This is a genomic window from Ruthenibacterium sp. (assembly GCF_017421385.1).
Classification (GTDB): Bacteria; Bacillota; Clostridia; order Oscillospirales; family Ruminococcaceae; genus Ruthenibacterium; species Ruthenibacterium lactatiformans.
On the sequence record NZ_JAFOIN010000023.1, the window covers coordinates 1 to 25,867 of the forward strand.

The following is a 25,867-nucleotide window of genomic DNA, read 5'->3' on the forward strand; positions in this document are numbered from 1 at the left end:
CCGATTACAAGGGCAAAAGCATTTCCGGGCGGGTCGTTACGGCCCGCAAGGTGGACAGGTCCACGGGCAGCAAAACGTGGGAATGGGGCTGGTACGTGTGCGTGGAGCTGGACGCGGGCCAGACGCCGGACGCGGTGAACTACCTGTATTTCTGCCACAACGCGCGGAATCTGGTATCCGTGGGCCAGCGGGTGGAAAGCGGCGACGCGCTGGCGGTGATGGGCAGCACGGGCAACGCGGCGCTGGCAAGCCCGCCCTTTGCACACTGCCATTTCGAGGTGCGGGCCACAGCCGCCGGGGCGGGGCTTGACCCAACGGCATACACCGGGCACCCCAACGCCGTTGGTACATACGGTGAAGCAATCGACGAAACGGAGGAAAGCGACATGAAATTTCTGAAAGTGACGAGCGGCAAATGCGAGGTGTTCACCGCGCCCGATGTGAATGCGGTGGACAAGCACTATAACGGCGGAAAGCTGACCGAGGGAGTGTGCTACCCGGTGCAGGCCGAGGTGGGCAACTCCGACGGGTACAGCTGGGTTCGCATCTTTGTGGCGGGAGTGCAGCGTTACGCCGCCGTGCTGGCCGACCGCTGCCAGCTTGTGACGCTCTCCCCGGGCGACGCGTTCGCGGCCTGCGTGGCGCAGGGAAGTGCGGGCGGCGGCGCAGAGGAGCTGAAAGCGCAGCTTGAGGCGGCAAACGCTCGGGCAGACGCGGAGGCCCGTCGCGCCGACACAGAGGTGCAGCGCGCCGACGCAGCCGAGAAGCGCGCTGCTGAAACGGACAAGCGCCTTGAAAGTGCCAAGGCATATGTCGCGGAGGTATAGGCTGTGTGGAACTTCCTTCAAAACCTGTTTACGGCTCTTCTGCCCATCGTAACGGCGTTTGCCGGGTGGGCGGGGGCGCGCATCCGAAACACAAATCAAAAGGACAAAGCTGTGGAGCGCGGCGTGAAAATGCTGTTGCGCGCGAAAATCATCGATTTGGGCCTGCATTACCTTGAGGCCGGAGAAATCCCGCCCTATGGCATGGAAACGCTGAAAGGCTGCTACAAGGAATACGAGGCGCTGGGCGACGGCGACCATTCTGTGGGCGATATTGTGCGGCGCTGTGAAACACTTAAAATTAGAAACGGATAGAAAGGAAAAGGACAATGAACATGATCGTACTTGTACTTATGATGGCCGTAACGGTGGAGGCGCTGATCGAATACGCCAAGACCTTCGGAAAAGCAATCATAGAAAAGCAATGGAAAACCGCCGCCACGCAGGCGGGTGCCGTGGCGCTGGGCGTGCTGCTGTGCTTTGGTGTTGGAGCGGACTTCTACGCCGCGCTGGGCGTGAATTTTAATGTGGCATGGATTGGCATTGCGCTTACGGGCGTTTTTGCCAGTCGAGGCGCGAATTATGTGAGCGACCTCGTAAAGAAGTTGCAGGCGCTGGGCGCGGCGAAAACTGAATAGTATATGACGAAAGCCCCCGAATCTCGGGGGCTTTTTTATTTTATAAAAAACTGCCCCGCCCGTGAATAACGGACGAGGGCAGCGTACACCGCGCGAAGTGGGGAGCGCGGCTATGAGGATACAATACCACAATAATATGGTTTTGTCAGCTAAAATTCCGTTAAATTTATACAGTTCATCAACGATGCAAGAGGACAAGAATGCAATGAGGTAAAATAATAAAAGAAAGAGCTGCACATTGGCAGCTCTCTTTTAAGCGCGTGGTATACTCCACGCAAATATGAGATATTGCAGGCCATTAAGCATACTGCAAGTACTATACATGTGGTGACCCGACCGGGAATCGAACCCGGGTTACCGCCGTGAAAGGGCGATGTCTTGACCGCTTGACCATCGGGCCATAATACAGGATTTTGCTGAATATTGCCAAAGCCTCACACCCGCCGCGATTGCAGCAAGTACCCCGCAACTTTCAGCAAAACCCTGTAATGTGGTAGCGGTAACTGGATTCGAACCGGTGACACTTCGGGTATGAACCGAATGCTCTAGCCAACTGAGCTATACCGCCACAAACAACCACAGAAAAGTGGTGCATCTGATATTATATAGAAAAGGTTCCCTGTTGTCAAGCATTTTTCACGGAAATTCCCGCAGTATTCCGGCTTTTTCCCCGCTCCGCCTTTCCAGTGTTCCCAGAGGCAAACAAAATAATTCTTTGTCTGAGTCTTTTGCAGGTGAAAAAGCATGGAAATCCAAATATCCCCGGCTCACATTGGAAAAGCCGGGGATATTTTCCATTATTTTCCAATTATACTTTCTGCAATTCTGCCTTCCCACCCATGTAGGGACGCAGCACCTCGGGAATGCGCACGCTGCCGTCAGCACGCAAATTATTTTCCAAAAACGCGATAAGCATGCGGGGCGGAGCCACACAGGTATTGTTCAGCGTATGCGGCAGATAGTTTTTCCCGTCCTCGCCTTTGATGCGGATCTTCAGGCGGCGGCTCTGTGCGTCGCCCAGATTTGAGCAGCTGCATACCTCGAAATATTTCTGCTGGCGGGGGCTCCATGCTTCGATGTCGCAGCTCTTCACCTTCAGATCCGCCAGGTCCCCGGAGCAGCATTCCAGCTGTCGCACCGGGATATCCAGGCTGCGGAACAGCTCTACACTGTTGCGCCACAGCTTTTCGTACCATGCCATGCTGTCCTCCGGCTTGCAGAGCACGATCATTTCCTGCTTTTCAAACTGGTGGATACGGTAAATGCCGCGCTCCTCCAAGCCGTGAGCGCCTTTTTCCTTGCGGAAGCAGGGGGAATAGCTGGTGAGCGTCAGCGGAAGCTGGGCCTCAGGGATGAGCTGGTCTACAAAACGGCCGATCATCGTGTGTTCAGACGTGCCGATGAGATACAGATCTTCGCCTTCGATCTTATACATCATGGCGTCCATTTCGGGAAAGCTCATTACACCCTGCACCACGCTGCCATGCATCATGAACGGGGGAATGACATAGGTGAAGCCCTTTTCGATCATAAAATCCCGGGCATATGCCAGAACGGCTTCATGCAGGCGGGCAATATCCCCAAGCAGGTAATAGAACCCATTGCCCGCCACACGGCGGGCGCTGTCCAGGTCGATACCGCCAAAGCGTTCCATGATCTCGGTATGATAGGGGATTTCAAAATCCGGCACAACAGGCTCACCAAAACGCTGTACCTCCACATTCTCGCTGTCGTCGCGGCCGATGGGTACACTGGGGTCCAGCATATTTGGGATGACAAGCATCCGCTGGCGTACTTCCTCCTGAAGCTCCGCCTCACGCATCTCCAACTCTTTCAGGCGATCCGCCTGCTCGGTGACCTGCTTTTTCACAGCTTCCGCTTCGTCCTTTTTGCCTTGTGCCATCAGCGCACCAATGCTTTTGGACAGCTTATTGCGCTGTGCGCGCAGCCCATCGCCCTCGGTAATGGCTGCGCGGTATTCGGCATCCAGCGCGATCACTTCATCCACCAGCAGCAGCTTGCTGTCCTGAAATTTCTTTTTGATATTTTCCTTTACAAGTTCGGGGTTTTCCCGTACAAATTTGATATCCAGCATTATAGATTTCGCTCCTTTTCATATTTTCCCAAGAGATTCGCAAACGCCCTAAGCTGTTCGTCGGAATAGAAACTCACATTCAGGCTGCCTTTGCCTTCTTTGTACTGCACATGTACTTCAGTACCCAGAGCCTCTTTCAGGCTCAATTCCACCTCACAGGGCAGGGGAGGGAGGGTGAGTTCCCGCTTGGGACGGGGTTTTTTCGCCATTTTTTTGCAGAGCGCTTCTGCCTGGCGTACATTCAGCCCTTCTTTGACGATGATGTCTGCCGCCTGCTGCTGCGCTTCGCGGCTTTCCAGCGAGAGCACAGCTTTCGCATGCCCGGCAGACAGCTTGCCCGCGCGCAGATATCCCAGCGCTTTTTCCGGCAGGTTCAGAAGGCGAAGACTGTTTGCCACCGCGCTGCGGCTTTTGGAAAGCCGTGCTGCGGCCGCTTCCTGCGTATAGCTGCACCGTTCCATGAGCTGACGGTATCCCAAAGCCTCTTCCACGGGGTCCAGGTCCTCGCGCTGAAGATTTTCAATGAGAGCAATCTCCATGGCCTGTGTGTCCGAGATATCCTTGATCAATGCAGGGATCTCCGTCAGACCCGCCAGGCGCGCAGCACGCCAGCGGCGTTCGCCCGCTACAATGATATACCCCCCTGCGGGGGACGGACGCACCACGATTGGCTGCAAAACGCCGTGCTCTGTAATACTGGCCGCAAGCTCGGACAATGCCGTATCGTCAAACGCTTTGCGCGGCTGATTTTTGTCCGGCTCTATTTCCGCAAGACGCAGCGTGCTGACGCCTTCATCGCCGCCGCCCGCGCCTGTATCCTGAAACAGGATGTCAAGACCTCTGCCGAGGCCTCCTTTTTTTGCCATGCGTCACGCACCGCCTTTCTTATTGTTTTTGATGAATTCCGCCGCAAGATAAGCGTATGCTTCTGCACCTTTGGACGCGCCGTCGTAGTAATTGATGGGCGCGCCGAAGCTGGGCGCTTCTGAAAGCCGTACATTGCGTGGAATCGTTGTCTTATAAACCTTATTACCAAAGTATTTTTTCACTTCCTGCACGACCTGAAGCGTCAAATTCAGTCTTCCGTCGTACATCGTCAGCAGTACGCCTTCTATCTCAATGTAAGGGTTATACATCTTTTTGACATTTCGGATGGTGTTCATCAGCTCCGACAGACCTTCCAGCGCAAAAAATTCACACTGTATGGGGACCAATACCGTATCGCAGGCGCACAGCCCGTTGAGAGTGAGCAGGTCCAGGGAAGGGGGACAGTCGATAAAAATAAAATCGTATTGATTCAGGACCGGTGTCAAGGCCTCCCGCAGACGGGATTCCCGACGTTCCATATTTACCAATTCCAGGCCTGCACCGGACAATTGGATATTGGAGGCAATCAGGTCCACACGGTATTTTGTGTGCTGAATGCCCGCAGAGGCCGGTGCCTCCCCCGTTAAAAGCTGATATACGCTGGTTTTCACACTGCGCTTTGTCACGCCGAAGCCGCTGGTAGTATTGCCTTGCGGGTCCAGGTCAACAATCAGAACATGCTTGCCCTGCGCCGCAACACTGGACGCCAGATTTACGGCTGTTGTGGTTTTTCCCACCCCGCCTTTTTGATTGGCGACTGCGATCACTTTTCCCAACGGTTTTCCCTCCGGTCTTCTGTATACATTCAACACTATGATTTTAAAGGCAGCTTTTTCTGCTTACACCGCTGTGTTTTAGTATAACACAGCTTGGGGGGCTTTAAAAGGCCTTTTCCGCAAAATGTTCCACGTGGAACATATGCATTTTCCTTTTCCTGCAAAACATTTGTTCCACGTGGAACAATCCATATAAAAACGCCGGGCGGATGTTCCACGTGGAACATCCGCCCGGCGTTTGGATGGAGAAGAAGGAGAACGCAATTTTAAAGGGCCGTATACAAACTTTACAAAATTCACAGGAGCACGACTGTGAGAGGCTCTTGTACGGTAAGACGGCCGGCTTAATCTTAAAAATATTCAATTGACGGGCCGGTGTGTCGGAATTCGCACCACATACTCTATGTAATCCGCCTGTTCACGCTTTTCAGCCGTTGCCGGAATACCGCTTCCCGTCATCATCTTTACGGCACGGTCTATGGTATTTACAAAAATACGCACATCCCGCACCATAACACTGCGCTTCGGTTTTGATTTGTGAGAAAGGACCCGCTCCACCAACGCCTCGGTCTGCTGTACATTATAACCCCGCTCTGCTGCTGTGCGAAGCGCCTTTGTGCGCAGCTCTGAAGTCGGCAGCCGAAGCACCGCCCGTGCATGGCGTTCCGTCAGGTTTGCTTCGGTACAGATATCCTGCTGTTCCTGCGTCAAAGTCAAGAGGCGCAGCTTATTGGCCAGTGTAGGCTGCGCAATACCCAGCCTGCGTGCACCCGCCTCCTGCGTGCAATTCCAAAGGTTCAACAGGTCACGTAATGCACGTGCTTGTTCAAACGGCCCCAGCTGTTCCCGCTGCAGGTTCTCCAGCAAACTCAGAGCAGCCGTCTTTTCATCCTCAAAATGATAGATGATCGCGGGGATCGTTTCCATACCCGTCAGCTTGCATGCCCGCAGGCGGCGTTCCCCGGCAATCAGCTGATACCGCCCGTCTACTGTAGGGCGGACACTGATGGGCTGCAGCAGTCCGTTTTGCAAAATACTCACCGCCAGTTTTTTGATCTCGCCTTCATCAAATACTGTGCGCGCTTGAAAAGGCGACGGTGTGATTTTTTCAATGGGAAGCAGCCATACCTTCGTCTGTTCCGCTGGTTTCTCTTTCGCCAAATCGGGTTCCTCCTTTGCACGCGGGAAATACGCCGAAAAGGGAAAAGAAAAAAGCGTATCCGCGCCAACATCTTGCAACAAGACAAATTGTAGCACGGATACGCTAATATTTCCAGTTATTTCCATTTACATCATTCGACAACCGGATGTCATTTCAACGGGGCTTTTGCGATTTTGCCGCCGTTTCTTGGGTAAACAGGCGGAGTTTGCGATATTTTTTCATACAAAATAAGCGTCCGGGCCGAACCGTCAGGCAACGTCACATCCTGACGGCCCGCATATTTCCCGCCCAGCTTGGCAACCGCACCCTGCGCGGCATCAATTTCCTCATCCGCGCCGCTGCCTTTCATGGCAATGAACACGCCGCCCCGCCTCAGCAAGGGCAGGCAATACTCGGCCAGCACCGGCAGTGCGGCCACGGCCCGGGCCGTGGCCACGTCAAAGCTCTCGCGCCATTGCTTGCGCGCGGCTTCCTCTGCGCGCTCCTTGGCGAATTCGGCTTCCACGCCCAGCGCACTGCAGGCATATTTCAAAAAATCGACCCGCTTGCCCGTCGGCTCCATCAGCGTCAGATCCAGCTCCGGGCGAAACAGCTTCGCCACAATGCCGGGAAACCCTGCGCCCGTGCCAACATCCACCATACGCCCGCACACCTCCGGGCGCGCGGCCAGCAGCAGGCTGTCGATGAAATGACGATCCTCAATGCCTTCGGTATCCGTAATGGCGGTAAGGTTTACTTTTTGATTGTATTCCACCAGCAGCGCGGCATATTCGTCCAGCTTCCGTACCACGGGAGCTGCGTCGATGCCGTAAGCCGCCGCCTTCCGGATGAGGCGCTCTGTATCAATCATAGCTTTTATTCCTTTCCCTCACTTCTGCGCCGTTTCGCCAGCTCCACCGCAAGGCAGGCAACATCCGCCGGGCCGACGCCCGGAATCCGCGCCGCCTGCCCCACGGAACGGGGACGTATCTTCGCCAGCTTCTCCCGAGCCTCCAGACGCAAGCCCGTTAACGGCGCGTAATCAAAATCCTCGGGAATCGGCGTTTCTTCCTGCCGTTTCACCGCGCCGATCTGGCTCTGCTGGCGTTTGATATAGCCCTCATATTTGATCTCCGTTTCCAGGCAATAGGCGATAAAGGGCGTGACGTCCGGGTTTTCCGGCAGCATCCGTGCAATGTCGGTATAACGCAACGCGGGACGTCGCAGAAGCTCTGCGGCCGAGGCCCCGCTTGTGAGAAGCGGCTCGCCTTTTTCCGCAAGGACCGGGTTCGCATCCGCAGGACGCACAACCACTTTTGTCAGGCGGGCAGCTTCCTCCCGGCGCACGGCCCGGCGATGGTTGAACTCCGCCCAGCGCGCGTCGTCCACCAAACCAATCTCCCGGCCCAGCGGCGTGAGCCGCTCGTCGGCGTTGTCCTGCCGGAGATACAGGCGGTATTCGCTGCGGCTCGTCATCATGCGGTAAGGGTCCAGCACGCCCTTCGTCACAAGGTCGTCCACCAGCGTGCCGATATAGCTTTCCTGCCGTTTAAGCACAATGCCCGGCCTGCCCTGTACCGCGCGCGCCGCGTTGAGGCCCGCCAGCAGGCCCTGAGCCGCCGCTTCCTCGTAGCCGGATGTGCCGTTGAACTGGCCCGCGCCATACAGGCCGCGTATCTCCTTGAACTCCAGCGTGGGTGCAAGCGCCGTAGGGTCAGCACAATCATACTCGATGGCGTAAGCCGGGCGCATGATCTCCAAATGCTCGAAGCCCTCTATGGTACGGTACATTTCATTCTGCACAGCCTCGGGCAGGCTGGAGCTCATACCCTGCAGGTACATTTCCTCGGTGTCCAGCCCGCACGGCTCCACAAATATCTGGTGCCGCGGCTTTTCCGCAAAGCGCACCACCTTGTCCTCAATAGACGGACAATATCGCGGGCCGACGCCCTCGATCTTTCCGCCGTACAACGGGCTGCGGTGCAGGTTCGCATGGATAACACGATGCGTCTCCTCATTGGTGAAGGCTATATAGCAATCCACCTTATTTTTCATCTTGCTCTTTGTCAGAAAGGAAAAAGGCTGGATGCTCTCGTCCCCGGGCTGGCGGGTGAGCTTTGAAAAATCGATGCTGCGCCGGTGTACCCGGGCCGGCGTTCCGGTCTTGAAACGGCGCAGCGGCACGCCCGCGGCGCGCAGGCTCTCTGTCAGCGCGCAGGCGGCATGCTGGCCGTCCGGCCCGCTGGCATAGCTGGCCTCGCCCACAAAAATACGGCCGCCCAGATAAGTTCCTGTCGCAACGATCACGGCGTCAGCCCTGTAATATCCGCCCAGATGCGTGCACACTCCGCACACCGCGCCGTCCCGGATGTCCACAGCCGTGATCTCGGCCTGCTTGACTTCCAGATTCTGCGTCTTTTCCAGCAGCTGCTTCATATAGGCGTGGTATTTGCGCCTGTCCGTTTGCACGCGCAGGGAATGGACGGCCGGCCCTTTTCCCATGTTCAGCATGCGGCTCTGCAAAAAAGTGGCGTCCGCCGCAATCCCCATCACACCGCCCAGCGCGTCGATCTCCCGCACAAGATGCCCCTTGGCCGTGCCTCCGATGGACGGATTGCAGGGCAGATTCCCGATGCCGTCCAGCGTGAGCGTGAACAGCGCCGTCTTCGCACCCAGCTTCGCCGCGGCGCAGGCGGCTTCTATTCCCGCGTGCCCTGCACCGATGACCACAACTTCATAACCGCCTAAAATATCCAATGTCCGTTTGCCCCGTTTCTTTGTCCGGCCTGCCGCTCAGCCCTTTAAGCCGCGCGCCTGCCGGTCCATATCCTCCACCACGATATCGAAAATTTCCCCCAGTCCCGCACAATATTCCAGTACCTGCCAGGGTTCGTTTGTGTGAAAATGTATTTTGATGAGATTTTCATCCCCCACGGCCAGCAGGCAGTCGCCTTTAAAGTGCCGGGTGAAATGGTCGTGCACCGTGTCCTCATCCAGGTTTTCGCCCTCGATCAGGAGCTGTGTGTCATACCGAAATTCCGTCATACTGCAGCTCTCCTGTTTTATTCTTTCGCTTTCTGCCCGCCGGCCCTTTTCTCATACAGCTCTTTCACGGCTGCAAGGCCGTCCAAAACCTCCTGACGGGAAAAATCAGCCGCTTCCAGCGCCGCGTCCGTCCAATGCTGCAAATCGGCATAGAACTGCACAGCCACCTGCAAATATGCCGGGCCGGGATGAGCTTCCACTTCGTCAAACAGCAGATTTTCCGCGCTGTTTGCATCTCCCTCCTCCAGCATGGCACACAGGCGCTTATAAAGCAAACCGCTCTCCAGTACATTGCCCTGTTCGTCGAACAACGGAATCGTCTCTTCGGTTTTGACGAACAGCACTTTCCCCAAAAAACGGGCCATATCCTCGATCTGACGCATCAGATAATCATTCGCCGCCATACCGGTCCTCCCTTTGGATGGGCCTGCCGATGCCCAGCGCGCGCCGCCACTCCGGCGCGGGGCCGTCATCGCCCCAATATTCATCCAGGCGGACGATTTTTCCGTGCCGGAACGTAAAAAATGACGCGGCGTGGAAAGAAGTTCCATCCGGACCGTATACCCGCACGGCTGTTGCCGCCACATCCGCCAGTGCATGGACACGTTCTATCTCTATCCGCCAGTTCCCGGGATATTCACGGTTGGCCCGCACAAATTCCTCTGCGGTGAAGCACTCGTCGGTGTTATGCCAGAAAATCAGCGCACCAGGCAGGAAATATGCGGCCAGCGCATCCCACCGCTGCGCGCCGATATCCGCCCACAATGCCTGTGCCAACGCAGCAGAATCCATTTTTCCATTCCTTTCCGAAAGGTCGTCTTTCCGTGCGCTTTGTTTTCTTGTAAAGAAACGACCAAAATATAATACAATTTGTAATATTATAATATAATTTCAATTATTGTACTTTATTTACCGACACAAAACCTGGAAAATACTTCGTCGATCACATCATCCCCGGCATTTTCCCCAGTCAATTCGTACAGCGCATGCAGAGCGTCATCCACGCATACGCCCGCTGCGTCCAGCGTGTATCCGCCGTTTACAGCCTCCAGCGCGTCCGCAAGCGCAGCCTGTGCTGTGCGGGCGGCAGCGAGCTGGCGCTCATTTGCCAGAAGCCCTGCGTCGGGGTCCGCTTCCGCCAAATGAAGCGCGTCTGTGACCGCCTGCTCCACCGCCGGAAGAAACGCCGCGTCCTTCGCGCTGATGTTCACCACCGTGCTGAAATAAGGCCGCAAACTTTCTTCATCCGCCTGCTGCGGCAGGTCCGTTTTATTGAGGATCGCCACGGCCGGCCGGCCCGCGCACTTTTCCGCCAGCGAAAGATCGGCGGGGGAGAGAGGCGCGGAGCCGTCGAACACTGCAAGGACCAGGCCGGCGCGTTCCAAGTGGCGGTAGCTGCGGCGGATGCCTTCCGCCTCCACCAGATCGTCGGTGTCCCGGATACCCGCCGTATCCGCCAGAAGCAGACGAACCCCGGCCAGCTGGATCTCCTGCTCCACCACGTCCCGTGTGGTACCCGCCACGGGCGTAACGATGGCACGCTCAAAACCGGAGAGCAGGTTCAGCAGCGTGCTTTTGCCCACGTTTGGGCTGCCGATGATGGCTGTGTCCACACCGCGGCGCAGCACCGCGCCCGCATCATAGCCCGCAATCAGCTTATCCAGCGCCGCCTTCGCGCACCCGAGGGAAGCTTCCAGCGCCCCCATCGAAAGCTCCGGTACATCTTCCTCCGGATAATCCGTATAGGCGGCGATATGTCCGGCGAGCGACACAAGGTTTTCCTGCACAGATTTTATCTTTGCGTACAGCGCTCCTTCCATGGCGGCAGCGGCGGCAGCGGCGGCCTGCCGGGAGGTAGCGTTGATCAGGTCCATTACAGCTTCCGCCTGTGTGAGCGAGATACGCCCGGACAAAAACGCGCGTTTTGTAAATTCGCCCGGCCCGGCCGGAGCAGCGCCAGCCGCACAGCAGGCGCGCAGCAGACGCGCGCTCACGGCGCTGCCGCCGTGGCAGGAAAGCTCCACCACATCCTCGCCCGTATAGCTGTGAGGCGCGCGGAAGCAAAGCGCTACCACCTCGTCGCACAGCGCCCCGTCCTCCACAAAATGGCCGAACAGCGCTGTATAACCCGACGCGGCACGCAGGCTTTTATTCGGATTTTTGGGCCGGAATACCGCTTCGGCCACGCTGTAAGCCCCGCTGCCGGAAATACGCACGACGGCGATGCCCCCCACGCCCGGCGGCGTAGCAATGGCCGCGATGGTCCCATTCTGCTGCACCAAAGCCCGCATGCCCCTTTCTTTTCAAATTCGTTTAATTGTAGCACAAATGTGAATGGTTCTCAAGATAGAACATATCTTCAGGCAGCTCAAATATTTTAGAACAGCCAATACACAAACCCATCTGAAAATTCCAGACCCAGCTTTTTCTGCAGCTCCATAGAAGCCGTATTGCCCTCAATGACTTGACAATAGGGGATAGCGCCCTCCTTCAGTGCGCGGCGGATGGCTCCCGCCTCCAGGGCGTAGCCAAGGCCGCGCCGCCGATAAGCCGGCAGGACCTCCAGCATACCGATGCTGCCTTCCTCGTGGATGCCAATGAAGCCCGCCAGCACGCCATCCAAAAACGCGCCCGTCATTGCGCCCGCGGCAAGGCGTTCCGCTACATAATCCCGGCCCGGCGCCATGTGGTAGTGTTCAAACACAAGGTCCGTATGGCTTTCATCCAGAATGCGCAGTTCCACGCCCGGCACGGGCGCGGGCGGCACAGGCCGCAAATACCGTGCCTGACGGCACTTTTGTCCGCCTGTACAGCCTGTTTCCTCCCGAAGAAGGCGGGCGCACAACGCACCGTGGGCCACATAAAGCCCGGTGCGGGGCAGATGTGCCAGCGCCGCGCGCGCCTCCCGCTCCGTTTCGGCGCAAAGCACCGCCGCGCCGCTGGCACGCTCATGCATGGCCAGCGCATGCTGTGTGCAGTATAAAACGTCCGCCGTGCCCCGGCGCAGCATCTCCAAAAGATCCGCATTGCCCACAGGCTCCGCGGCAAGGTACTCCTCCGCTGTCACGATACGGCCTCCTTTGATCCGAATAACAGGGAAGGCCGTCCGGGCAGGGGAGAAGCGCTCCTCCCCGCGCACGGGCGGCCGTATGTCGCTTTTTTGCGCCCTCTTACCGCTTCGTGCCCTTGAAGATTTCCACTTCCGTGGCGGGCAGATCGCTTTTGAAGCTGTGCTCGTCGCGGCGCAGGTTTCCGCAAAGGCAGGTCTCCTCGCCCTTGGCATCCAGAGGCATGTAATAGCCGCACTGCACACAGCGCGCGTACAGGCCCGGCTTACGTTTAAACTGCTTTGCCATAAAGCCCGTGGCTTTTGGGCCGTGGCCCACATAAGCAAAATTCATGCTTTTTTTCAGTGCCTCCTGCTGGGCGGCGATCTGTGTTTTGTCTACATTCCAGTTTTTCATATCCATAGGACGCTTCTCCTTTTACTGTTTCTCGCCGCCGTCCTGTTCTCCGGCGCCGATGTTTTCTTCAAAGGCGGAAACCGCCTGTTCCACTTCTTTTTCCATGGTTTCCTTGTCCAGGCTCATCGCCTCGGCCGCCTCCTGGAGCACTTCCTTCAGCTCCGACGGCTCGCCGGGCTTTTTCGGCGCCGTTACGGCAAACCCGACGGCCAGCACCAGCAGCACCACCTTCGCCGCCATGCCGAGATAGCCCGGCGTCAAACCATCCGCCAATTCCTGCCCGAGGGTGGACAGTCCGGAAAGGATCAGATTGACCTCCAGATCATAGTACACCGCAATAAACAGCAGATAGAACAGCGCGCTGCCCGCAAGCACCTTTTTGCCCACGGGAGAAAGCACGCCGTCCCGGCTGAACAGCCACACGCACGCGGCCGCAAAAACGGGCGCGGCCGCAATCTCCGCCAAAACCATAATGGGCACGCCCGTGAGCGCGGCATTGTTCATCATGTACCGCACAATGAACATCTGAAATACGGCCAAAACTCCGAACAGCACCGCTGAGATCTGTTTTCCCTGTTTCAAAAAGCAACCCTTCCATCCTTATTTTTCCCCGGCCGGGGGACGGTTCCTTGCTGCGGCTGCTTTTCAGCCGGGCTCTTTTCTGCCGGAGCGGAAAGCTTACTCGCCGTCCTCCGGCGCCGCGCCTTCTTCGCCGGCGGCATTCTGCGCTTCCTCAGCCTCCAGAGCCGCCAGCTCTTCGGCGGAAAGCTCCTCCTCGGCGCCGTCGTCCTCGGGCTTTGCGGTCTCCTCCTCGTCGGAATGCTCGGTGCGGGCAACCGTCACCACGCGGTCGCCCTCGCCCAGGCGCATCACGCGCACACCCGAACCATAGCGGCTCTGCACGTTGATATCCTCCACATGCATGCGGATGATGATGCCCTCCAGGCTGATGAGAATGATATCGTCGGTGTCGTCGATGACCTTAAGCCCCGCGACGTGGCCTTTGCTGCCGTAGTTCCGGATTCCCAGGCCGCCGCGGTACTGGGTTCGGTAATCCCGCACGTCCGTGCGCCGCCCCTTGCCTTCTTCCGTAACGGTGAGCACCGTTGCGCCCTCGCGTACGACACCCACGCCCACAACGCTGTCGCCCTCTTTCAGGCGGATGGCTCGGACGCCTGTGGCCGTGCGGCCCAGCGGACGGGCATCGTTCTCACTGATGCGGATGGCCATGCCGTTCCGCGTCGCAACGATCAGCTCGTCTTCGCCGCTGGTGATACGAGTCCACGCAAGGGAGTCTCCCTCGTTCAGGTTGATGGCGATAAGTCCGTTTTTGCGGATGTTGCTGTAATTTGCCAGAGCCGTGCGCTTGATGACGCCCGCTTTTGTGACCATCGTCAAATAGCCTTCGGCGTTGTCGCCGCCAGACACGCGCAGCATGCTCGTCACCTGTTCGCCGTCCTGCAGAGGCAGCAGGTTCACAATGTTCACGCCGCGGCTGGTACGGCTGCCCTCGTACACCTGGTATCCTTTCAGCCGGTACACGCGGCCCATATCCGTTACAAACAGGATATAGTCATGCGTAGAGGCAAGGAACAGCTCTTCCACAAAATCTTCATCCTTGCGGGACAAGGCTGTGATGCCGCGGCCGCCGCGGCGCTGCGCCTGATACGTATCCGACGGCTGCCGCTTGATGTAGCCTGCGTGCGTCAACGTGAACACGCTTTCCTCCTCGGGGATGAGATCCTCAATATCCACTTCGCCGGAGACATGGGCAATCTCGGTACGGCGGTCATCGCCGTACTTTTCACGCATGGCGTTCAGCTCATCCTCCACCACCTGCAGCACCTTTGCATCGTCGGCCAGAATGCCGCGCCAGTCGTCGATCTTCGTATGCAGGTCGCCCAATTCGTTCTCTATTTTCAAAATCTCAAGGCCCGCCAACTGGCCCAGTTGGAAATTGACGATGGCTGTTGCCTGCGGGTCGTCAAAACCGAATTTTTCCATGATGGCGGCTTTTGCCTCGGGCTTGCCGCCCTTGCACGCGCGAATCGCGGCGATGATCTCATCCACGATGTCCACGGCGCGGCGCAGGCCCTCCAGAATATGAGCGCGCTCCTCGGCCTTCTTCAGGTCGAACTGGGTGCGCCTGCGGATGACCTCATCCTGAAACGCCAGATATTTCTGAAGCATCTCTTTGAGCGTCATTACCTTGGGCACGCCCTTGTCCAGCGCCAGCATGATAACGCCAACGGTGTCCTGCAATTGAGTAAAGCGGTACAATTGGTTGAGCACCACCTGGGGGTTCGCCTCGCGCTTGAGTTCCACCACCACGCGCATGCCTTCGCGGTTGGATTCGTCGTTCAGGTCGGAAATGCCGTCGATCCGCTTTTCTTTCACAAGGTCCGCGATGTTTTCGATCATGCGCGCTTTGTTCACCATATAGGGGATCTCGGTGATGATGATCTGAAAACGCCCGTTGGATTTTTCTTCGATGGCAGCACGGCCGCGCAGCGTGATCTTGCCGCGGCCCGTGGCATATGCGGCACGGATGCCGCTGCGGCCCATAATGACGCCGCCGGTGGGGAAGTCCGGCCCCTTGATGTGCTCCATCAGGCCGGCCAGGTCGATGTCCGGGTCATGGATCAGCGCGACGATGCCGTCGATGACCTCCCGCATGTTGTGGGGCGGAATATTGGTGGCCATACCCACGGCAATGCCGCTGGAGCCGTTGATGAGCAGGTTCGGCACGCGGCAGGGCAGCACGCTGGGTTCCTGCTTGGACTCGTCGAAGTTCGGCACGAAATCCACGGTATCCTTTTCGATATCGCGCATGAGGTCCACGCTCATCTTGCTCATGCGGGCCTCAGTGTAACGGTAGGCGGCAGGGGGGTCGCCGTCCACAGAACCGAAGTTTCCCTGTCCCTCCACAAGCGGGTACCGCATGGAGAAATCCTGCGCCAGACGCACCATCGCGTCATATACGGATGCGTCGCCGTGGGGATGGTACGAGCCCAGCACCGCGCCGACCGTATCGGCGGACTTTTTGGTGGGATGAGACGGGTCGTTGCCGCGCTCGTGCATCGTGTACAGAATACGCCGGTGCACGGGCTTCAGGCCGTCGCGCACGTCAGGCAGCGCGCGGGCCGTGATGACGGACATCGAATAGTCGATGAAGGCGGACTCCATTTCCTCCTTGATGTCCCGGACGATGAGCCTCGTCCCTTCGGTTATCGTGTTATCAATCATGTTATCTTCCTATCTTTCAAAGGCACTTGTGCGCCGTGCTGCCCTGCAGCCGTGCGCTTTTTATACGGCATTGTCCGACGGGCCACGCCGTCAGACATCCAGATTCGCGTACTGGGCGTTCCTTTCAATGAACTCTTTGCGCGGCTCCACCTTGTCGCCCATCAGGATTGTGAACGCCTCGTCGGCGGCCATCGCGTCCTCGATGGTGATCTGCACGATCACACGGTGCTCCGGGTCCATCGTGGTCTCCCAAAGCTGCTCGGGATTCATTTCGCCAAGGCCTTTGTAACGGCTCACCTTGGTGCCCTGGCCCATCTCGGCGGAGATCTGGCTCATTTCAGGCTCGTTGTACGCGTAGCGTACCTGCTTTCCCTTCTGCAGCTTGAACAGCGGCGGCTGTGCGATATACACATAACCTCCTTCAATGAGCGGACGCATATACCGGAAGAAGAACGTGAGCAGCAGCGTGCAGATATGGCTGCCGTCCACGTCGGCATCGGCCATGATGAATACCTTGTGGTAGCGCAGCTTGGAGACGTCGAACTCCTCGCCCAGGCCGCAGCCCAGCGCCGTCACAACAGGAGTAAGCTTGTCGTTGCCGTAAATTTTGTCGATGCGCGCCTTTTCCACGTTGAGCATCTTGCCCCACAGCGGAAGGATAGCCTGTATTTTGGAATCGCGCCCCATCTTGGCGCTGCCGCCGGCGGAATCGCCCTCCACGATGTAGATTTCTGTTTTCGTGGGGTCCTTCTCACGGCAGTCCGCCAGCTTGCCGGGCATACGGCTGTTTTCCAGCGCAGACTTGCGGCGCACCAGCTCGCGCGCTTTTTTGGCGGCCTCGCGGGCACGGGCGGCCTGCATGGCTTTTTCATAAATGGCCTTTGCCACCGCCGGATTTTCTTCAAAAAATTCCTTCAGCTTGTCGTACACGATGCCGGAGACAAGGCCCCTTATCTCGGTATTGCCCAGCTTCGCCTTTGTCTGTCCTTCGAACTGCGCCTCCGTCAGCTTCACGCTGATGACGGCTGTCAGGCCTTCGCGCACGTCCGAGCCGGAAAGGTTGTCGTCCTTCTCCTTGATATAACCCTTTTCACGGCCGAAATCGTTGAACACACGGGTGAGCGCGGATTTAAAGCCCTCCTCATGGGTACCGCCGTCCGGAGTGTTTACATTGTTTGCAAAGGAAAGGATCAGCTCGTTGTAGCTGTTGTTATACTGAAGCGCCACTTCGGCGATGGAGTCGTTAAGCTGCCCCTTCAGATAGATTACGTCCGGGTGCAGCACCTCAAGCTGCCGCTTTTGGTGGATGTGGTCCACAAAGCTGCGGATGCCGCCCTCGTAGCACATGCTCTCCTGCTTTTCCTGCCCGGCGCGCTCGTCCGTCAGCGTGATGCGCACGCCGGCATTCAAGAACGCCTCTTCGCGCAGGCGTGTGTTCAGAGTGTCATAATCGTAGTCCAGCACCTCGAACATCTCGGGGTCCGGCTTGAACGTGACCGTCGTTCCGTCCGGTTCGTCCGTGGGGCCCAGATTCTGCAGGTCGGCGTCAGCCACACCGCGCTTAAAACTCTGTTTGTATGCCACGCCGTCCTTGCGCACCACGACATTGAGCCATTCGCTCAGCGCGTTAACGACGCTGGCGCCCACGCCGTGCAGACCGCCGGCGACCTTGTACCCGGAATTGTCACCGCCGAATTTGCCGCCCGCGTGCAGGATGGTGAATACCACGGTAACGGCCGGGATGCCCAATTTCGGCTGGATATCCACAGGGATGCCGCGGCCGTTGTCCGTTACGCGGATGATATTGCCCTCCCGGATATTGACCTCGATATGGTCGCAGAAGCCGGCGAGCGCTTCGTCGATGGCGTTGTCCACGATTTCGTACACCAGATGGTGCAGGCCGCGCGGCCCGGTGGAGCCGATATACATGCCCGGGCGCTTGCGGACGGCCTCGAGGCCCTCCAGCACCTGGATCTGGCTGCCGTCGTATTCATGCTGCGGATGTTGCTGTTCTGACATGACACATTCTCCAAACTTATAATTTTTCCGCCGTCCGCCACAGGGGGCGGGCGGGGAAAGAGGTGGTATTTCAAACGCGGCGCGGGCTTTACACGAAGAAAGCCGCGGCGGCGCGGAACCTGGGAGCCGCTCTATTTTCCGGCGGCTCCCTATTTTTCGATGTTGCTGATGCCGTCCACATACCCGCTGCGCTTTTTCAGCGTGCCCGCGGAGATCTGGCTGATGTATACGGCGGGCGATTCTCCCGTAGTTACGATAAAGCTTTTGGGCAGCTCGCCCGTCACAGTTACCACGCGGCCCGCTTTCTCGGCGGCCGCAAGATAATCGCGGGTGTGCCGGGAAAGCGAAGCAGTGTCCAAATCGAATATCCCGAGAATGTCCCGGGTGCGCACAATGCTCTCCTGTCCGAGATGAAGATACATAAAAACCTCCGTTTTTGGGTGATGCGTTTTGTGCTGCAGCCGCGCTTTTACAGCGCGTGCAGTATGCCGCCCTCCATGCGGTATACCCGGCCGCTGGTTCTGCGGAACAGATCCGGATCACAGGCGGTAACGATGGTCTGGCGGTGCTCCATTCGGCTGAGCAGGTAAGACTGCCGCGTTTCATCCAGCTCGGAAAGCACGTCGTCCAGCAGCATCACAGGATGCTCGCCCGTGATTTTTTGCGCGCCCGCAGCCTCGGCCAGCTTCAGGCTGAGCACAGCGCTGCGCTGCTGCCCCTGGCTGGCGAAAACCTTTGCCGCCCGGCCGTCGATGGAAATGGAAAAATCCTCCCGGTGAGGTCCCGCCGTACAGAAGCCTGCCGCGATGTCCCGCGCCCGGCTTTCCCGCAGCACGGGCGCAAGGCCCTTTTCCGGCTCGAAAGACGGCTCGTACTGAATGGCCAGCGTTTCGCTGCCGCTGGCGATGTCCCGGTATGTCCCCGTGATCTCCGGCTCGATGAGCGCAAGATATTCCTGTCTTTTTGCGCTGACAGCCGCACCGCTCTCGGCCAGCTTTTCGTCGAACACATCCAGCAGACCGTTCGCATCCGGCGTCTGCCAGTAGCTTTTCAAAAGGGCGTTCTTTTGCGTCACCAGCCGGGAATACTGGCGCAGAAGCGTCACATAGCCCGGATAAAGCTGACATAACGCTGCATCCAGAAAACGCCGCCGTCCCTCCGGGCTTCCCTTCACGAGGCTCAGGTGGCCGGGGTCGAACACAACGGCCGTGAATGTTCCCGCCGCGTTGGCCGCGCGCCCGTAATCCACGCCGTTGACGCGCACAGTGCGCGCCTTGCGCGCGCCCGGCTGCCCGCCCACAAAAACGCGGATGCGGCTCTCTTTGCCAAAGCCCTGCGTTTCGCCCTCCGCTACGGCGTATCCGGCATTTTCGCGAATTAGTTCCGCATCCTTTGCGCCGCGGAAGCTTTTGCCTCCGGTCAGCAGCCACACGGCCTCCAGCAGGTTCGTCTTGCCTTGGCCGTTTTTTCCGCAGATGACGGTCAGCTCCCGGCCCGGCTCAAAACGCGCCGCCGGAATGTTGCGGTAATTTTCGACCTCCAGAGCTTTCAGGATCACGCGCCAGCTACCTCGATTTCACTTCCGCCGAAGGAGACGCGGTCGCCCGGGCGTATTTTTTTGCCGCGCATGGTGCAGGCCTCGCCGTTCACACAGACGAGTCCCTCCTGTACCACGGACTTGGCTTCGCCGCCCGTTTCACACAGGCCCGCGTATTTCAGCAGCGCGTCCAGCTTGATGAACTCGGTATGGATGACGATACGGTCAGTCATTTTTGAACCTCACAGGCAGAACGAGGAACAAAAAGTCGCCGCCGTCCTTGGGCAGTACTTTTACAGGCGAGAGCGGACCGCTCACCTCAAACACCAGCTTGTCGCAGCGGGAATACCGCAGTGCATCCAGCAGGTAACGGTTGTTGAAGCCGATCTCCACAGGTTCACCCTCAATTTCTGCATCCAGTTCGTCGACAACCTTGCCCAGCGTTGTCTGACAGCGCACGGTGATGTTGCCGTCGAAGGTGATGCGCAGCGGGTTTTTCAGACGCTCGGTGATGATGAGGCTTGCGCGCTCGATGGAATTTGAAAAATCACGCACGTCCACGGTAACACGGGTGTGATAGCCCTCGGGGATGACGCGCTTGTAATCGAGAAAATCCCCTTCGATCAGTCGGCTGATGACCGTGTAGGTGCGGGAAGAAAACACCACAAAACGGCGGTTGGCCGCAATGTGGACCACCTCGTCGTCGTCGGTGAACAGCTTGATGGCTTCCGCCAGCGTTTTGGCCGGGATGATGATACTGATGTCTTTTGCGGCCTTTACGGGTTTTTCGATGATGGCCAGCCGGTAGCCGTCCAGCGCGACGACTGTCAGCTTATCCGGTTCTATGGCGAACAGTTCGCCGGTGTGGGCGGGTTTTTTGTCGTCTTGGGAAACGGCGAACAGCGTGGTCTCCACCATTTCGCGGAAAGTGGGTGTTTCCAGGTCCAGCGTATGGTCCGCGCCGGGGCTGGGCAGCTCGGGGAAGTCGCCGGGGTTCATACCCATGATATCGAATTCCGTAATGCCGCCCTTGATGGTGGTGGCGTTTGTTTCGGTGGCGGTTATCTCCACTTCGCTGCTGGACAGGCGGCGCACCATGTCGCCCAGCAGTTTGGCTGAAAGCACGACCTCGCCCGGCTCCAGTACGTTTGCCTCGATGCTTGTGGTGATGCCCATTTCTAGGTCGTAGCCGGTAAGCGTCAGGCTGAAGCCCTCAGCTTTCATCAGGATGCCTTCCAGCACCGGAATGGAGCTGCGCTGGGTGACGGCTTTGGACACGCCTGCCACGGCGTTAGACAGCAGGGTGCGGTCACAGATCATTTTCATGAGGAAGTTCTCCTTTGTTTGGATTTTTGAAAAATAAGCCTAAAAGAGAAATATGTGAATAGACGTAGTAATAGGGGCTGTGGATTTGTTGAATGTGTTTGATACATGCGCATTCCGCCGCGGTTTTTTCCAGGTTTTTGGGGCGTGAAAACGGTGTTGAATTTTTGTTGGATTTCAACACGGAGAATTTTAGGGTTTTGAAAGCCGTGGAAAACGATTGTTGAAAGTTGAAAACTATGTTGAAAACTTATCCGACCCGGCAGCTCTGATTTTACGTCAGGTCCGCACGTTTTTGATGATGTCCTCCACGGTCTCCCGCAGGCGGGTATCCGTTTCCAGCTTTTTCTGCATATCGTTGATGGAATACACAACGGTGGAGTGGTCCCGCCCGCCGAATTCGCTGCCGATGTCCTCCATGCTCATGCCGGTGATCTCCCGCACTACATACATGCTCACCTTGCGGGCGCTGGAAACATTGGAGCGCCGGGACGGCCCGCGCAGCATGTCGGCCGTCGTATTGTAAGTGCGCGCCACCTCGGACAATATTTTCTCCACGGTGATGGGAACGGGCTGTGTTTCGTTCAGGATATCCTTGATGGCGTTTTGAGCCGCGCCGATGACGGGCTGGATGCCTTCCAGCTTACGGTAGGCGTTCAGCTTTTTCACCGCGCCCTCCAGCTGACGGATGTTGTTTTTCAATCGGTTGGCGATGTACTCGGCCACTTCGTCCGGCATTTCCAGGCCCAGCAGATCAGCCTTGCGGCGGATGATGGCCACGCGCGTTTCAAAATCCGGCGGCTGGATGTCCGCCGTCAGGCCCATTTCGAAACGGGTGCGCAGGCGCTCCTCCAGGCTTTTGATCTCCTTTGGGGGACGGTCGCTGACAAGCACGATCTGCTTGCCAGCGTTATACAGCGTGTTGAAGGTGTGGAAAAATTCCTCCTGCGTGGATTCCTTGCCGCCGATGAACTGGATATCGTCCACCAGCAGCACGTCGGCCGCGCGGTATTTGTTGTGAAATTCCGCCGTGGTGTTGTCGTGGATGGCGCTGATGATCTCGTTGGTAAATTTTTCACCGTCCACGTATACGATGTTATAATCCGGGAAATTTTTATGGATTTCAAACTGGATGGCGCCGAGAAGGTGCGTTTTGCCCAGGCCCGAACCGCCCCAGATGAACAGTGGGTTATAAGCGCCGGATGGATTCGCCGCAACGGCCTGCGCGGCTGCGTGGGCAAACTTGTTGGTGGAGCCGACGATGAAGTTTTCAAACGTAAATTCATAATTGCCGCCGCCGGGCACCTCGGCGGGCGCCTGTTCGACAGGCGCCGGGATGGTGAGCTCCACATCGATGTCAAAACCCAGCAATTCCTTGAACGCCTCACGCAAAAGGTCCTTATAGCGCGTCTCCACGATGCCCTTTACAAAATCCGAGCGCACGGAAAGCGTGGCCACACTGCCCTCAAAGGACACTGGCTCGATGCCGTCGATGAAAAGATTGTAAGTCGCCAGCACAAGGCGTTCCTTGCAGTACTCCTTTACAGCGGCGAAAACCTCGTCGAATGAACTCATAGTATGAAAAACAACTCCCAAACAATTCAATGCAATATTGATAAGATTATATCACATTTTTTCATACAGAACAATTCTTTCCTCTACATTACTTTATTTACAATATAGAATACCCTGATAGCGTTGCCGCACGCGGTCTGTTTGAAACATGCGGACGGAAAAAACCGCGCGTGTCCCCCGGCGGCGGATGCAGGCGGGTGGAAAAAGGCAGAAAAGTGTTGACACAGAGCCGCTTTTTCGGTTATACTCTTATGTTGCAAGGCTGTCTCTGCCAGCAGAGACGGCTTTCTAGACAAGAGCAGAGACGGTACTACAAGATGTTGTGGTTCCATCAGGGAGGAGCTTTTTTTATGAAACGTACATTCCAGCCCAAGAAGCGCCACCGCGCCACAAAGCACGGCTTTTTGGCCCGCAGCAAGAGCAGCAACGGCCGCAAGGTCCTGGCCGCCCGCCGCGCCAAAGGCCGCGCGAAGCTGGCTGCCTGAGAAGGCGGCGCTCAGCAGCGTTCGGGCCGGCGTTTCTGCCGGCCCGCGCAAATGCGTCTGCGTCCCGGCCGGGATGCGGAAAAAAGAAAACGGCGCGCCCTGCGGCGCCGCCGTGAAGCAAGGCCACTGGCAGGTGGCCTTTTTGCGTATACCATGAAATGAAAGGGCCTTACCCATGCGTTATCATCCCCTGACACGCAACAATGAGTTCGCGCGCGCATACACGCGCGGAAAATCGTTCGTGCACCCGCATGTGGTGCTGTATGTGAACAAAAATCGTCTGGGCCGCACGCGCGTGGGCATCACCGCAAGCAAAAAAATAGGCAACGCCGTAACGCGCAACCGCGCGCGCCGCGTTCTGCGGGCCGCGCTGTACGAGGTGCTGCCGCCGGACGTGGGCGGGTACGACCTGGTGCTGGTGGCCCGCGGCCAGACACCGCGCCTGAAAAGCACACAGGTGGCGAAAACACTGGAAAGGCAGCTGCGCGCCGCCGGCCTTGTGCAGGAATGAGTTTATGGTGAAGCGCTTTCTCATTTTTCTGATAAAAGGCTATCAAAAATTTATTTCGCCGCTTTTGGGTGATAACTGCCGTTTTTATCCCACCTGCTCGGCTTATGCCATCGAAGCGCTGCGGGTGCACGGCGCGCTCAAAGGCAGCCTTTTGGCAACCTGGCGCATTCTGCGCTGCAACCCCTTCGGCAGGCCGGGGCTGGACCCGGTTCCCCCAAAGGGAAAATGGCGCAATGACCCGCCCACTCCGCTGCGGCCCGGACAGGCTCCGGCTGAGGATGGTGGGGAGAGGGAATAAGGAATGAGGCTGCGCCGCTTTCCGCACGGACACCGAAATACGCGCCGCATGCGCACGGCGCGTCCCACTTCACATAAAAAAAACGCCCGGGCGCAGGGCAGAATAGGACAGCGAATATGAATTTCTTAGGTTTCCTCGCACCCCTTCTCGGCATCATTATGGAATGGATCTACAAGCTGATCCCGAGCTACGGCTGGACGCTCATCATCTTCACGCTGCTCACGAAGATACTGATGTTCCCGCTCAGCGTCAAGCAGCAGAAGAGCACGGCCCGGATGTCGGCATATCAGCCCATGATGCAGGAGATACAGAAAAAATGGGCCAATGACAAGAACCGCCAGCAGGAGGAACTGATGAAGTTCCAGCAGGAGACGGGCATGTCCATGACGGCGGGCTGCCTGCCTATGGCTGTGAACTTCCTGGTGCTTTTCGGCCTCATCGAAGTTGTTTACCGTCCGCTGCAGTACATCCTGCGTGTGCCAAAGGAACTGATCGACAAAGCCGTGGAGCTTGCGAACAGCGCACTGGGCATGAACCTGATGGCAAACAATTTTACGGTTCAGAACGACATCATCAACGCGGTCAAATCCTCGCCGGACGTGTTTTCCAGCGTGTTCAGCGCGGACCAGATCGCCAGCATCAGCGATTTTAACTTTATGTTCCTGGGCATCGACCTTTCCCGGGTGCCCCATTTTGCTTTTGACGCGGCCAGCCTGATGCTGATGATCATCCCCATCCTCTCGGTGGTGACGATGATCCTTTCCCAGATCATCACCATGAAGATGAGCGGACAGGAGATGCAGGGCGCCATGAAGTGGATGCCCTGGATCATGAGCCTGATGTTCGTGTACTTTGGCTTTACGGTGCCGGTCGGCTTCTCTCTGTACTACACCGCTTCCAACGTTGTGATGCTCGTACAGTCCATTATCCTGAAGAAAATGTACGACCCTGAAGAGATGAAAAAGCAGGTCCAGGCGGAAATAGAAGCAAAACGCGCGGAAAAGAAGAAAAAGAAACAGGTAAAAGTGACCACAGACGACGGCAGGGAACAGGTAAAGGAAGTAAGCGAAGCAGAGCTTGCGCGCATCCGCCTTGCCCGCGCCCGTGAGTTGGACGAAGAACGCTACAAAGACGAATAAGCCCCCGGGCTTTCAAGGAGGGATATTTCCATGCGTGAAGTGATCAAAACAGGCAGAACGGTGGAGGACGCCACCGAGCTGGCGCTGGCCGAGTTGGGCGTAAGCGCCGAAGAGGCGGGCATTGAAGTGCTGGAGCTGCCCCAGCGCAGGCTGTTCAAGAGCATCCCGGCCAAGGTGCGCGCCTATGTGGAGGATGAGGAAGTCCCTGAGGCGCCTGCGCCCAAGGAAGAAAAGCCTTTGCCAAAGGCCGCGCCGAAAGCAGCCGAGTTGCCGGACGCCCCCAAGGCCGGGGCCCCTGCCGCGCAGCCGGAGCAAGCACAGCCCGCTGCAGGGCCTGTTGAGGAGCCCATCGACCTGGAGCAGAACCCTAAGGCCCGCGAAGCGGTGGAGTATCTGAAGGAGATCTGCGCAAAAATGGGCGCGCAGGGCCTGACCATCACGCCCGTCAAACAGGGCGAGGCCACCATCCTGAAGGTTGAGGGCGAGAGCGCCGGTACGCTGATTGGCCACCGGGGCGAAGTGATGGAAGCGCTGAGCTACCTGACAAGCCTTGTGGCAAACCGCGCGGGCGGCGACTACATGAAGATCGGTCTGGACATCAACCATTACCGATCCAAGCGCGAGGCAAACCTGACAGCGCTGGCAAAGCGCATCGGCGCGAAGGTGGCCCGCACGGGCCGCGGCCACACGCTGGAGCCCATGAATCCCTCTGAGCGCCGCATCATCCATTCCGCCATCAGCGAGATGGAGGGCGTAAAGAGCGAGTCCATCGGTGAGGGCGCAAACCGCCGTGTTGTTATTTCCAGCACCAATCCCAGCGCCCGCCCCCCGCGGGATAACCGCGGCGGCAAAGGCGGCAAGGGCGGCCGCCCCGCAGGACGCGG

The 25,867-nt window shown here is 57.7% G+C and carries 28 protein-coding genes and 2 tRNA genes; 8 read left to right on the top strand and 22 right to left on the bottom strand.

Annotated features, from left to right (window positions below; translation table 11 throughout):
- The 3 genes from IIY41_RS02835 to IIY41_RS02845 form a co-directional block, all read left to right on the top strand.
- Nucleotides 1–827: M23 family metallopeptidase (locus IIY41_RS02835; RefSeq protein WP_287399600.1), on the top strand; the 827-nt coding region annotated here is incomplete at its 5' end.
- A 3-nt stretch (nt 828–830) separates the two neighbouring features.
- On the top strand, nt 831–1,139 hold the full coding sequence (locus IIY41_RS02840; protein WP_009324412.1) for a hypothetical protein: 309 nt from the start codon (nt 831–833) through the stop codon (nt 1,137–1,139).
- 14 nt (nt 1,140–1,153) lie between these two features.
- A complete protein-coding gene (locus tag IIY41_RS02845) occupies nt 1,154–1,462 on the top strand; it encodes a hypothetical protein (RefSeq protein ID WP_278659637.1) in 309 nt (102 codons plus the stop codon).
- Between the two features lie 325 nt (nt 1,463–1,787).
- On the opposite strand, the gene IIY41_RS02850 is transcribed toward IIY41_RS02845, so the two are convergent.
- The 22 genes from IIY41_RS02850 to dnaA form a co-directional block, all read right to left on the bottom strand.
- Nucleotides 1,788–1,862 (bottom strand) — tRNA-Glu (locus tag IIY41_RS02850).
- A 91-nt stretch (nt 1,863–1,953) separates the two neighbouring features.
- A tRNA-Met gene (locus tag IIY41_RS02855) sits at nt 1,954–2,030 on the bottom strand.
- 240 nt (nt 2,031–2,270) lie between these two features.
- The gene (gene serS, locus IIY41_RS02860; protein ID WP_287399603.1) at nt 2,271–3,557 is read right to left on the bottom strand and encodes a serine--tRNA ligase; all 1,287 of its coding nucleotides are present in this window, start codon (nt 3,555–3,557) and stop codon (nt 2,271–2,273) included.
- Nucleotides 3,557–4,423: a ParB/RepB/Spo0J family partition protein gene (locus tag IIY41_RS02865; protein ID WP_009323684.1), complete on the bottom strand. Its 867-nt coding sequence runs from the start codon at nt 4,421–4,423 to the stop codon at nt 3,557–3,559. Before IIY41_RS02865 ends, serS begins: the two co-directional genes overlap by 1 nt.
- Nucleotides 4,424–4,426: 3 nt before the next feature.
- Nucleotides 4,427–5,200, bottom strand: coding sequence for a ParA family protein (locus tag IIY41_RS02870; RefSeq protein ID WP_117460746.1), 774 nt, complete (start codon nt 5,198–5,200; stop codon nt 4,427–4,429).
- A gap of 360 nt (nt 5,201–5,560) precedes the next feature.
- A complete protein-coding gene (locus IIY41_RS02875) occupies nt 5,561–6,361 on the bottom strand; it encodes a ParB/RepB/Spo0J family partition protein (RefSeq protein ID WP_009323686.1) in 801 nt (266 codons plus the stop codon).
- A 149-nt stretch (nt 6,362–6,510) separates the two neighbouring features.
- Nucleotides 6,511–7,212, bottom strand: a complete 702-nt coding sequence (gene rsmG / locus IIY41_RS02880; RefSeq protein WP_287399606.1) for a 16S rRNA (guanine(527)-N(7))-methyltransferase RsmG — start codon at nt 7,210–7,212, stop codon at nt 6,511–6,513.
- Between the two features lie 5 nt (nt 7,213–7,217).
- The gene (gene mnmG, locus IIY41_RS02885) at nt 7,218–9,098 is read right to left on the bottom strand and encodes a tRNA uridine-5-carboxymethylaminomethyl(34) synthesis enzyme MnmG (RefSeq protein WP_287399608.1); all 1,881 of its coding nucleotides are present in this window, start codon (nt 9,096–9,098) and stop codon (nt 7,218–7,220) included.
- Between the two features lie 36 nt (nt 9,099–9,134).
- Nucleotides 9,135–9,386 (bottom strand): fatty acid kinase subunit FakA-related protein, encoded by a 252-nt coding sequence (locus IIY41_RS02890; RefSeq protein ID WP_009323689.1) that lies wholly within the window; start codon nt 9,384–9,386, stop codon nt 9,135–9,137.
- 17 nt (nt 9,387–9,403) lie between these two features.
- Nucleotides 9,404–9,790 (bottom strand): DUF6483 family protein, encoded by a 387-nt coding sequence (locus IIY41_RS02895; RefSeq protein ID WP_155201068.1) that lies wholly within the window; start codon nt 9,788–9,790, stop codon nt 9,404–9,406.
- Nucleotides 9,777–10,178, bottom strand: a complete 402-nt coding sequence (locus tag IIY41_RS02900) for a nuclear transport factor 2 family protein (protein WP_287399611.1) — start codon at nt 10,176–10,178, stop codon at nt 9,777–9,779. Before IIY41_RS02900 ends, IIY41_RS02895 begins: the two co-directional genes overlap by 14 nt.
- 113 nt (nt 10,179–10,291) lie before the next feature.
- On the bottom strand, nt 10,292–11,677 hold the full coding sequence (gene mnmE / locus IIY41_RS02905; RefSeq protein ID WP_287399612.1) for a tRNA uridine-5-carboxymethylaminomethyl(34) synthesis GTPase MnmE: 1,386 nt from the start codon (nt 11,675–11,677) through the stop codon (nt 10,292–10,294).
- 86 nt (nt 11,678–11,763) lie between these two features.
- On the bottom strand, nt 11,764–12,453 hold the full coding sequence (locus tag IIY41_RS02910; protein WP_195839798.1) for a GNAT family N-acetyltransferase: 690 nt from the start codon (nt 12,451–12,453) through the stop codon (nt 11,764–11,766).
- A 103-nt stretch (nt 12,454–12,556) separates the two neighbouring features.
- A complete protein-coding gene (locus IIY41_RS02915; RefSeq protein WP_009323694.1) occupies nt 12,557–12,856 on the bottom strand; it encodes a hypothetical protein in 300 nt (99 codons plus the stop codon).
- A 15-nt stretch (nt 12,857–12,871) separates the two neighbouring features.
- Complete coding sequence (locus IIY41_RS02920) at nt 12,872–13,432, bottom strand: hypothetical protein (RefSeq protein ID WP_287399614.1); 561 nt, start codon at nt 13,430–13,432, stop codon at nt 12,872–12,874.
- 96 nt (nt 13,433–13,528) lie between these two features.
- Complete coding sequence (gene gyrA, locus IIY41_RS02925; RefSeq protein ID WP_287399616.1) at nt 13,529–16,096, bottom strand: DNA gyrase subunit A; 2,568 nt, start codon at nt 16,094–16,096, stop codon at nt 13,529–13,531.
- Between the two features lie 90 nt (nt 16,097–16,186).
- A complete protein-coding gene (gene gyrB, locus IIY41_RS02930) occupies nt 16,187–18,115 on the bottom strand; it encodes a DNA topoisomerase (ATP-hydrolyzing) subunit B (protein WP_009323697.1) in 1,929 nt (642 codons plus the stop codon).
- A 149-nt stretch (nt 18,116–18,264) separates the two neighbouring features.
- Complete coding sequence (gene remB / locus IIY41_RS02935) at nt 18,265–18,537, bottom strand: extracellular matrix regulator RemB (protein WP_009323698.1); 273 nt, start codon at nt 18,535–18,537, stop codon at nt 18,265–18,267.
- A 47-nt stretch (nt 18,538–18,584) separates the two neighbouring features.
- Nucleotides 18,585–19,673, bottom strand: a complete 1,089-nt coding sequence (recF, locus tag IIY41_RS02940) for a DNA replication/repair protein RecF (RefSeq protein WP_009323699.1) — start codon at nt 19,671–19,673, stop codon at nt 18,585–18,587.
- Nucleotides 19,670–19,885, bottom strand: coding sequence for an RNA-binding S4 domain-containing protein (locus tag IIY41_RS02945; protein ID WP_117473401.1), 216 nt, complete (start codon nt 19,883–19,885; stop codon nt 19,670–19,672). The genes recF and IIY41_RS02945 overlap by 4 nt, the downstream gene beginning before the upstream one ends.
- The gene (gene dnaN / locus IIY41_RS02950) at nt 19,878–20,978 is read right to left on the bottom strand and encodes a DNA polymerase III subunit beta (RefSeq protein WP_155201065.1); all 1,101 of its coding nucleotides are present in this window, start codon (nt 20,976–20,978) and stop codon (nt 19,878–19,880) included. The genes IIY41_RS02945 and dnaN overlap by 8 nt, the downstream gene beginning before the upstream one ends.
- Before the next feature lie 276 nt (nt 20,979–21,254).
- Complete coding sequence (gene dnaA, locus IIY41_RS02955) at nt 21,255–22,550, bottom strand: chromosomal replication initiator protein DnaA (RefSeq protein WP_009323702.1); 1,296 nt, start codon at nt 22,548–22,550, stop codon at nt 21,255–21,257.
- 350 nt (nt 22,551–22,900) lie between these two features.
- Here dnaA and rpmH point away from each other — a divergent pair, with 350 nt between their 5' ends.
- The 5 genes from rpmH to jag all read left to right on the top strand — a co-directional run.
- Nucleotides 22,901–23,035 carry a 50S ribosomal protein L34 gene (gene rpmH, locus IIY41_RS02960; RefSeq protein ID WP_009323703.1) on the top strand — a complete coding sequence of 45 codons (135 nt, stop codon included), beginning with the start codon at nt 22,901–22,903 and terminating at the stop codon, nt 23,033–23,035.
- A 175-nt stretch (nt 23,036–23,210) separates the two neighbouring features.
- Nucleotides 23,211–23,546 carry a ribonuclease P protein component gene (gene rnpA, locus IIY41_RS02965; RefSeq protein ID WP_009323704.1) on the top strand — a complete coding sequence of 112 codons (336 nt, stop codon included), beginning with the start codon at nt 23,211–23,213 and terminating at the stop codon, nt 23,544–23,546.
- 4 nt (nt 23,547–23,550) lie between these two features.
- On the top strand, nt 23,551–23,844 hold the full coding sequence (gene yidD, locus IIY41_RS02970) for a membrane protein insertion efficiency factor YidD (RefSeq protein ID WP_055080341.1): 294 nt from the start codon (nt 23,551–23,553) through the stop codon (nt 23,842–23,844).
- A gap of 116 nt (nt 23,845–23,960) precedes the next feature.
- Nucleotides 23,961–24,983, top strand: coding sequence for a YidC/Oxa1 family membrane protein insertase (locus tag IIY41_RS02975; protein ID WP_009323706.1), 1,023 nt, complete (start codon nt 23,961–23,963; stop codon nt 24,981–24,983).
- Nucleotides 24,984–25,013: 30 nt separating this feature from the next.
- The coding region (jag, locus tag IIY41_RS02980; protein WP_287399623.1) for an RNA-binding cell elongation regulator Jag/EloR at nt 25,014–25,867 on the top strand (854 nt) is incomplete at its 3' end.

Coding starts and splice junctions, on each gene's coding strand:
- IIY41_RS02845 (WP_278659637.1), top strand. CDS start 1,154: ATGAACATGATCGTACTTGTACTTATGATGGCCGTAACGGTGGAGGCG.
- serS (WP_287399603.1), bottom strand. CDS start 3,557: ATGCTGGATATCAAATTTGTACGGGAAAACCCCGAACTTGTAAAGGAA.
- IIY41_RS02865 (WP_009323684.1), bottom strand. CDS start 4,423: ATGGCAAAAAAAGGAGGCCTCGGCAGAGGTCTTGACATCCTGTTTCAG.
- rsmG (WP_287399606.1), bottom strand. CDS start 7,212: ATGATTGATACAGAGCGCCTCATCCGGAAGGCGGCGGCTTACGGCATC.
- IIY41_RS02890 (WP_009323689.1), bottom strand. CDS start 9,386: ATGACGGAATTTCGGTATGACACACAGCTCCTGATCGAGGGCGAAAAC.
- IIY41_RS02895 (WP_155201068.1), bottom strand. CDS start 9,790: ATGGCGGCGAATGATTATCTGATGCGTCAGATCGAGGATATGGCCCGT.
- IIY41_RS02900 (WP_287399611.1), bottom strand. CDS start 10,178: ATGGATTCTGCTGCGTTGGCACAGGCATTGTGGGCGGATATCGGCGCG.
- mnmE (WP_287399612.1), bottom strand. CDS start 11,677: ATGCGGGCTTTGGTGCAGCAGAATGGGACCATCGCGGCCATTGCTACG.
- IIY41_RS02915 (WP_009323694.1), bottom strand. CDS start 12,856: ATGGATATGAAAAACTGGAATGTAGACAAAACACAGATCGCCGCCCAG.
- gyrA (WP_287399616.1), bottom strand. CDS start 16,096: ATGATTGATAACACGATAACCGAAGGGACGAGGCTCATCGTCCGGGAC.
- gyrB (WP_009323697.1), bottom strand. CDS start 18,115: ATGTCAGAACAGCAACATCCGCAGCATGAATACGACGGCAGCCAGATC.
- remB (WP_009323698.1), bottom strand. CDS start 18,537: ATGTATCTTCATCTCGGACAGGAGAGCATTGTGCGCACCCGGGACATT.
- IIY41_RS02945 (WP_117473401.1), bottom strand. CDS start 19,885: ATGACTGACCGTATCGTCATCCATACCGAGTTCATCAAGCTGGACGCG.
- dnaN (WP_155201065.1), bottom strand. CDS start 20,978: ATGAAAATGATCTGTGACCGCACCCTGCTGTCTAACGCCGTGGCAGGC.
- dnaA (WP_009323702.1), bottom strand. CDS start 22,550: ATGAGTTCATTCGACGAGGTTTTCGCCGCTGTAAAGGAGTACTGCAAG.
- rpmH (WP_009323703.1), top strand. CDS start 22,901: ATGAAACGTACATTCCAGCCCAAGAAGCGCCACCGCGCCACAAAGCAC.
- rnpA (WP_009323704.1), top strand. CDS start 23,211: ATGCGTTATCATCCCCTGACACGCAACAATGAGTTCGCGCGCGCATAC.
- yidD (WP_055080341.1), top strand. CDS start 23,551: ATGGTGAAGCGCTTTCTCATTTTTCTGATAAAAGGCTATCAAAAATTT.
- IIY41_RS02975 (WP_009323706.1), top strand. CDS start 23,961: ATGAATTTCTTAGGTTTCCTCGCACCCCTTCTCGGCATCATTATGGAA.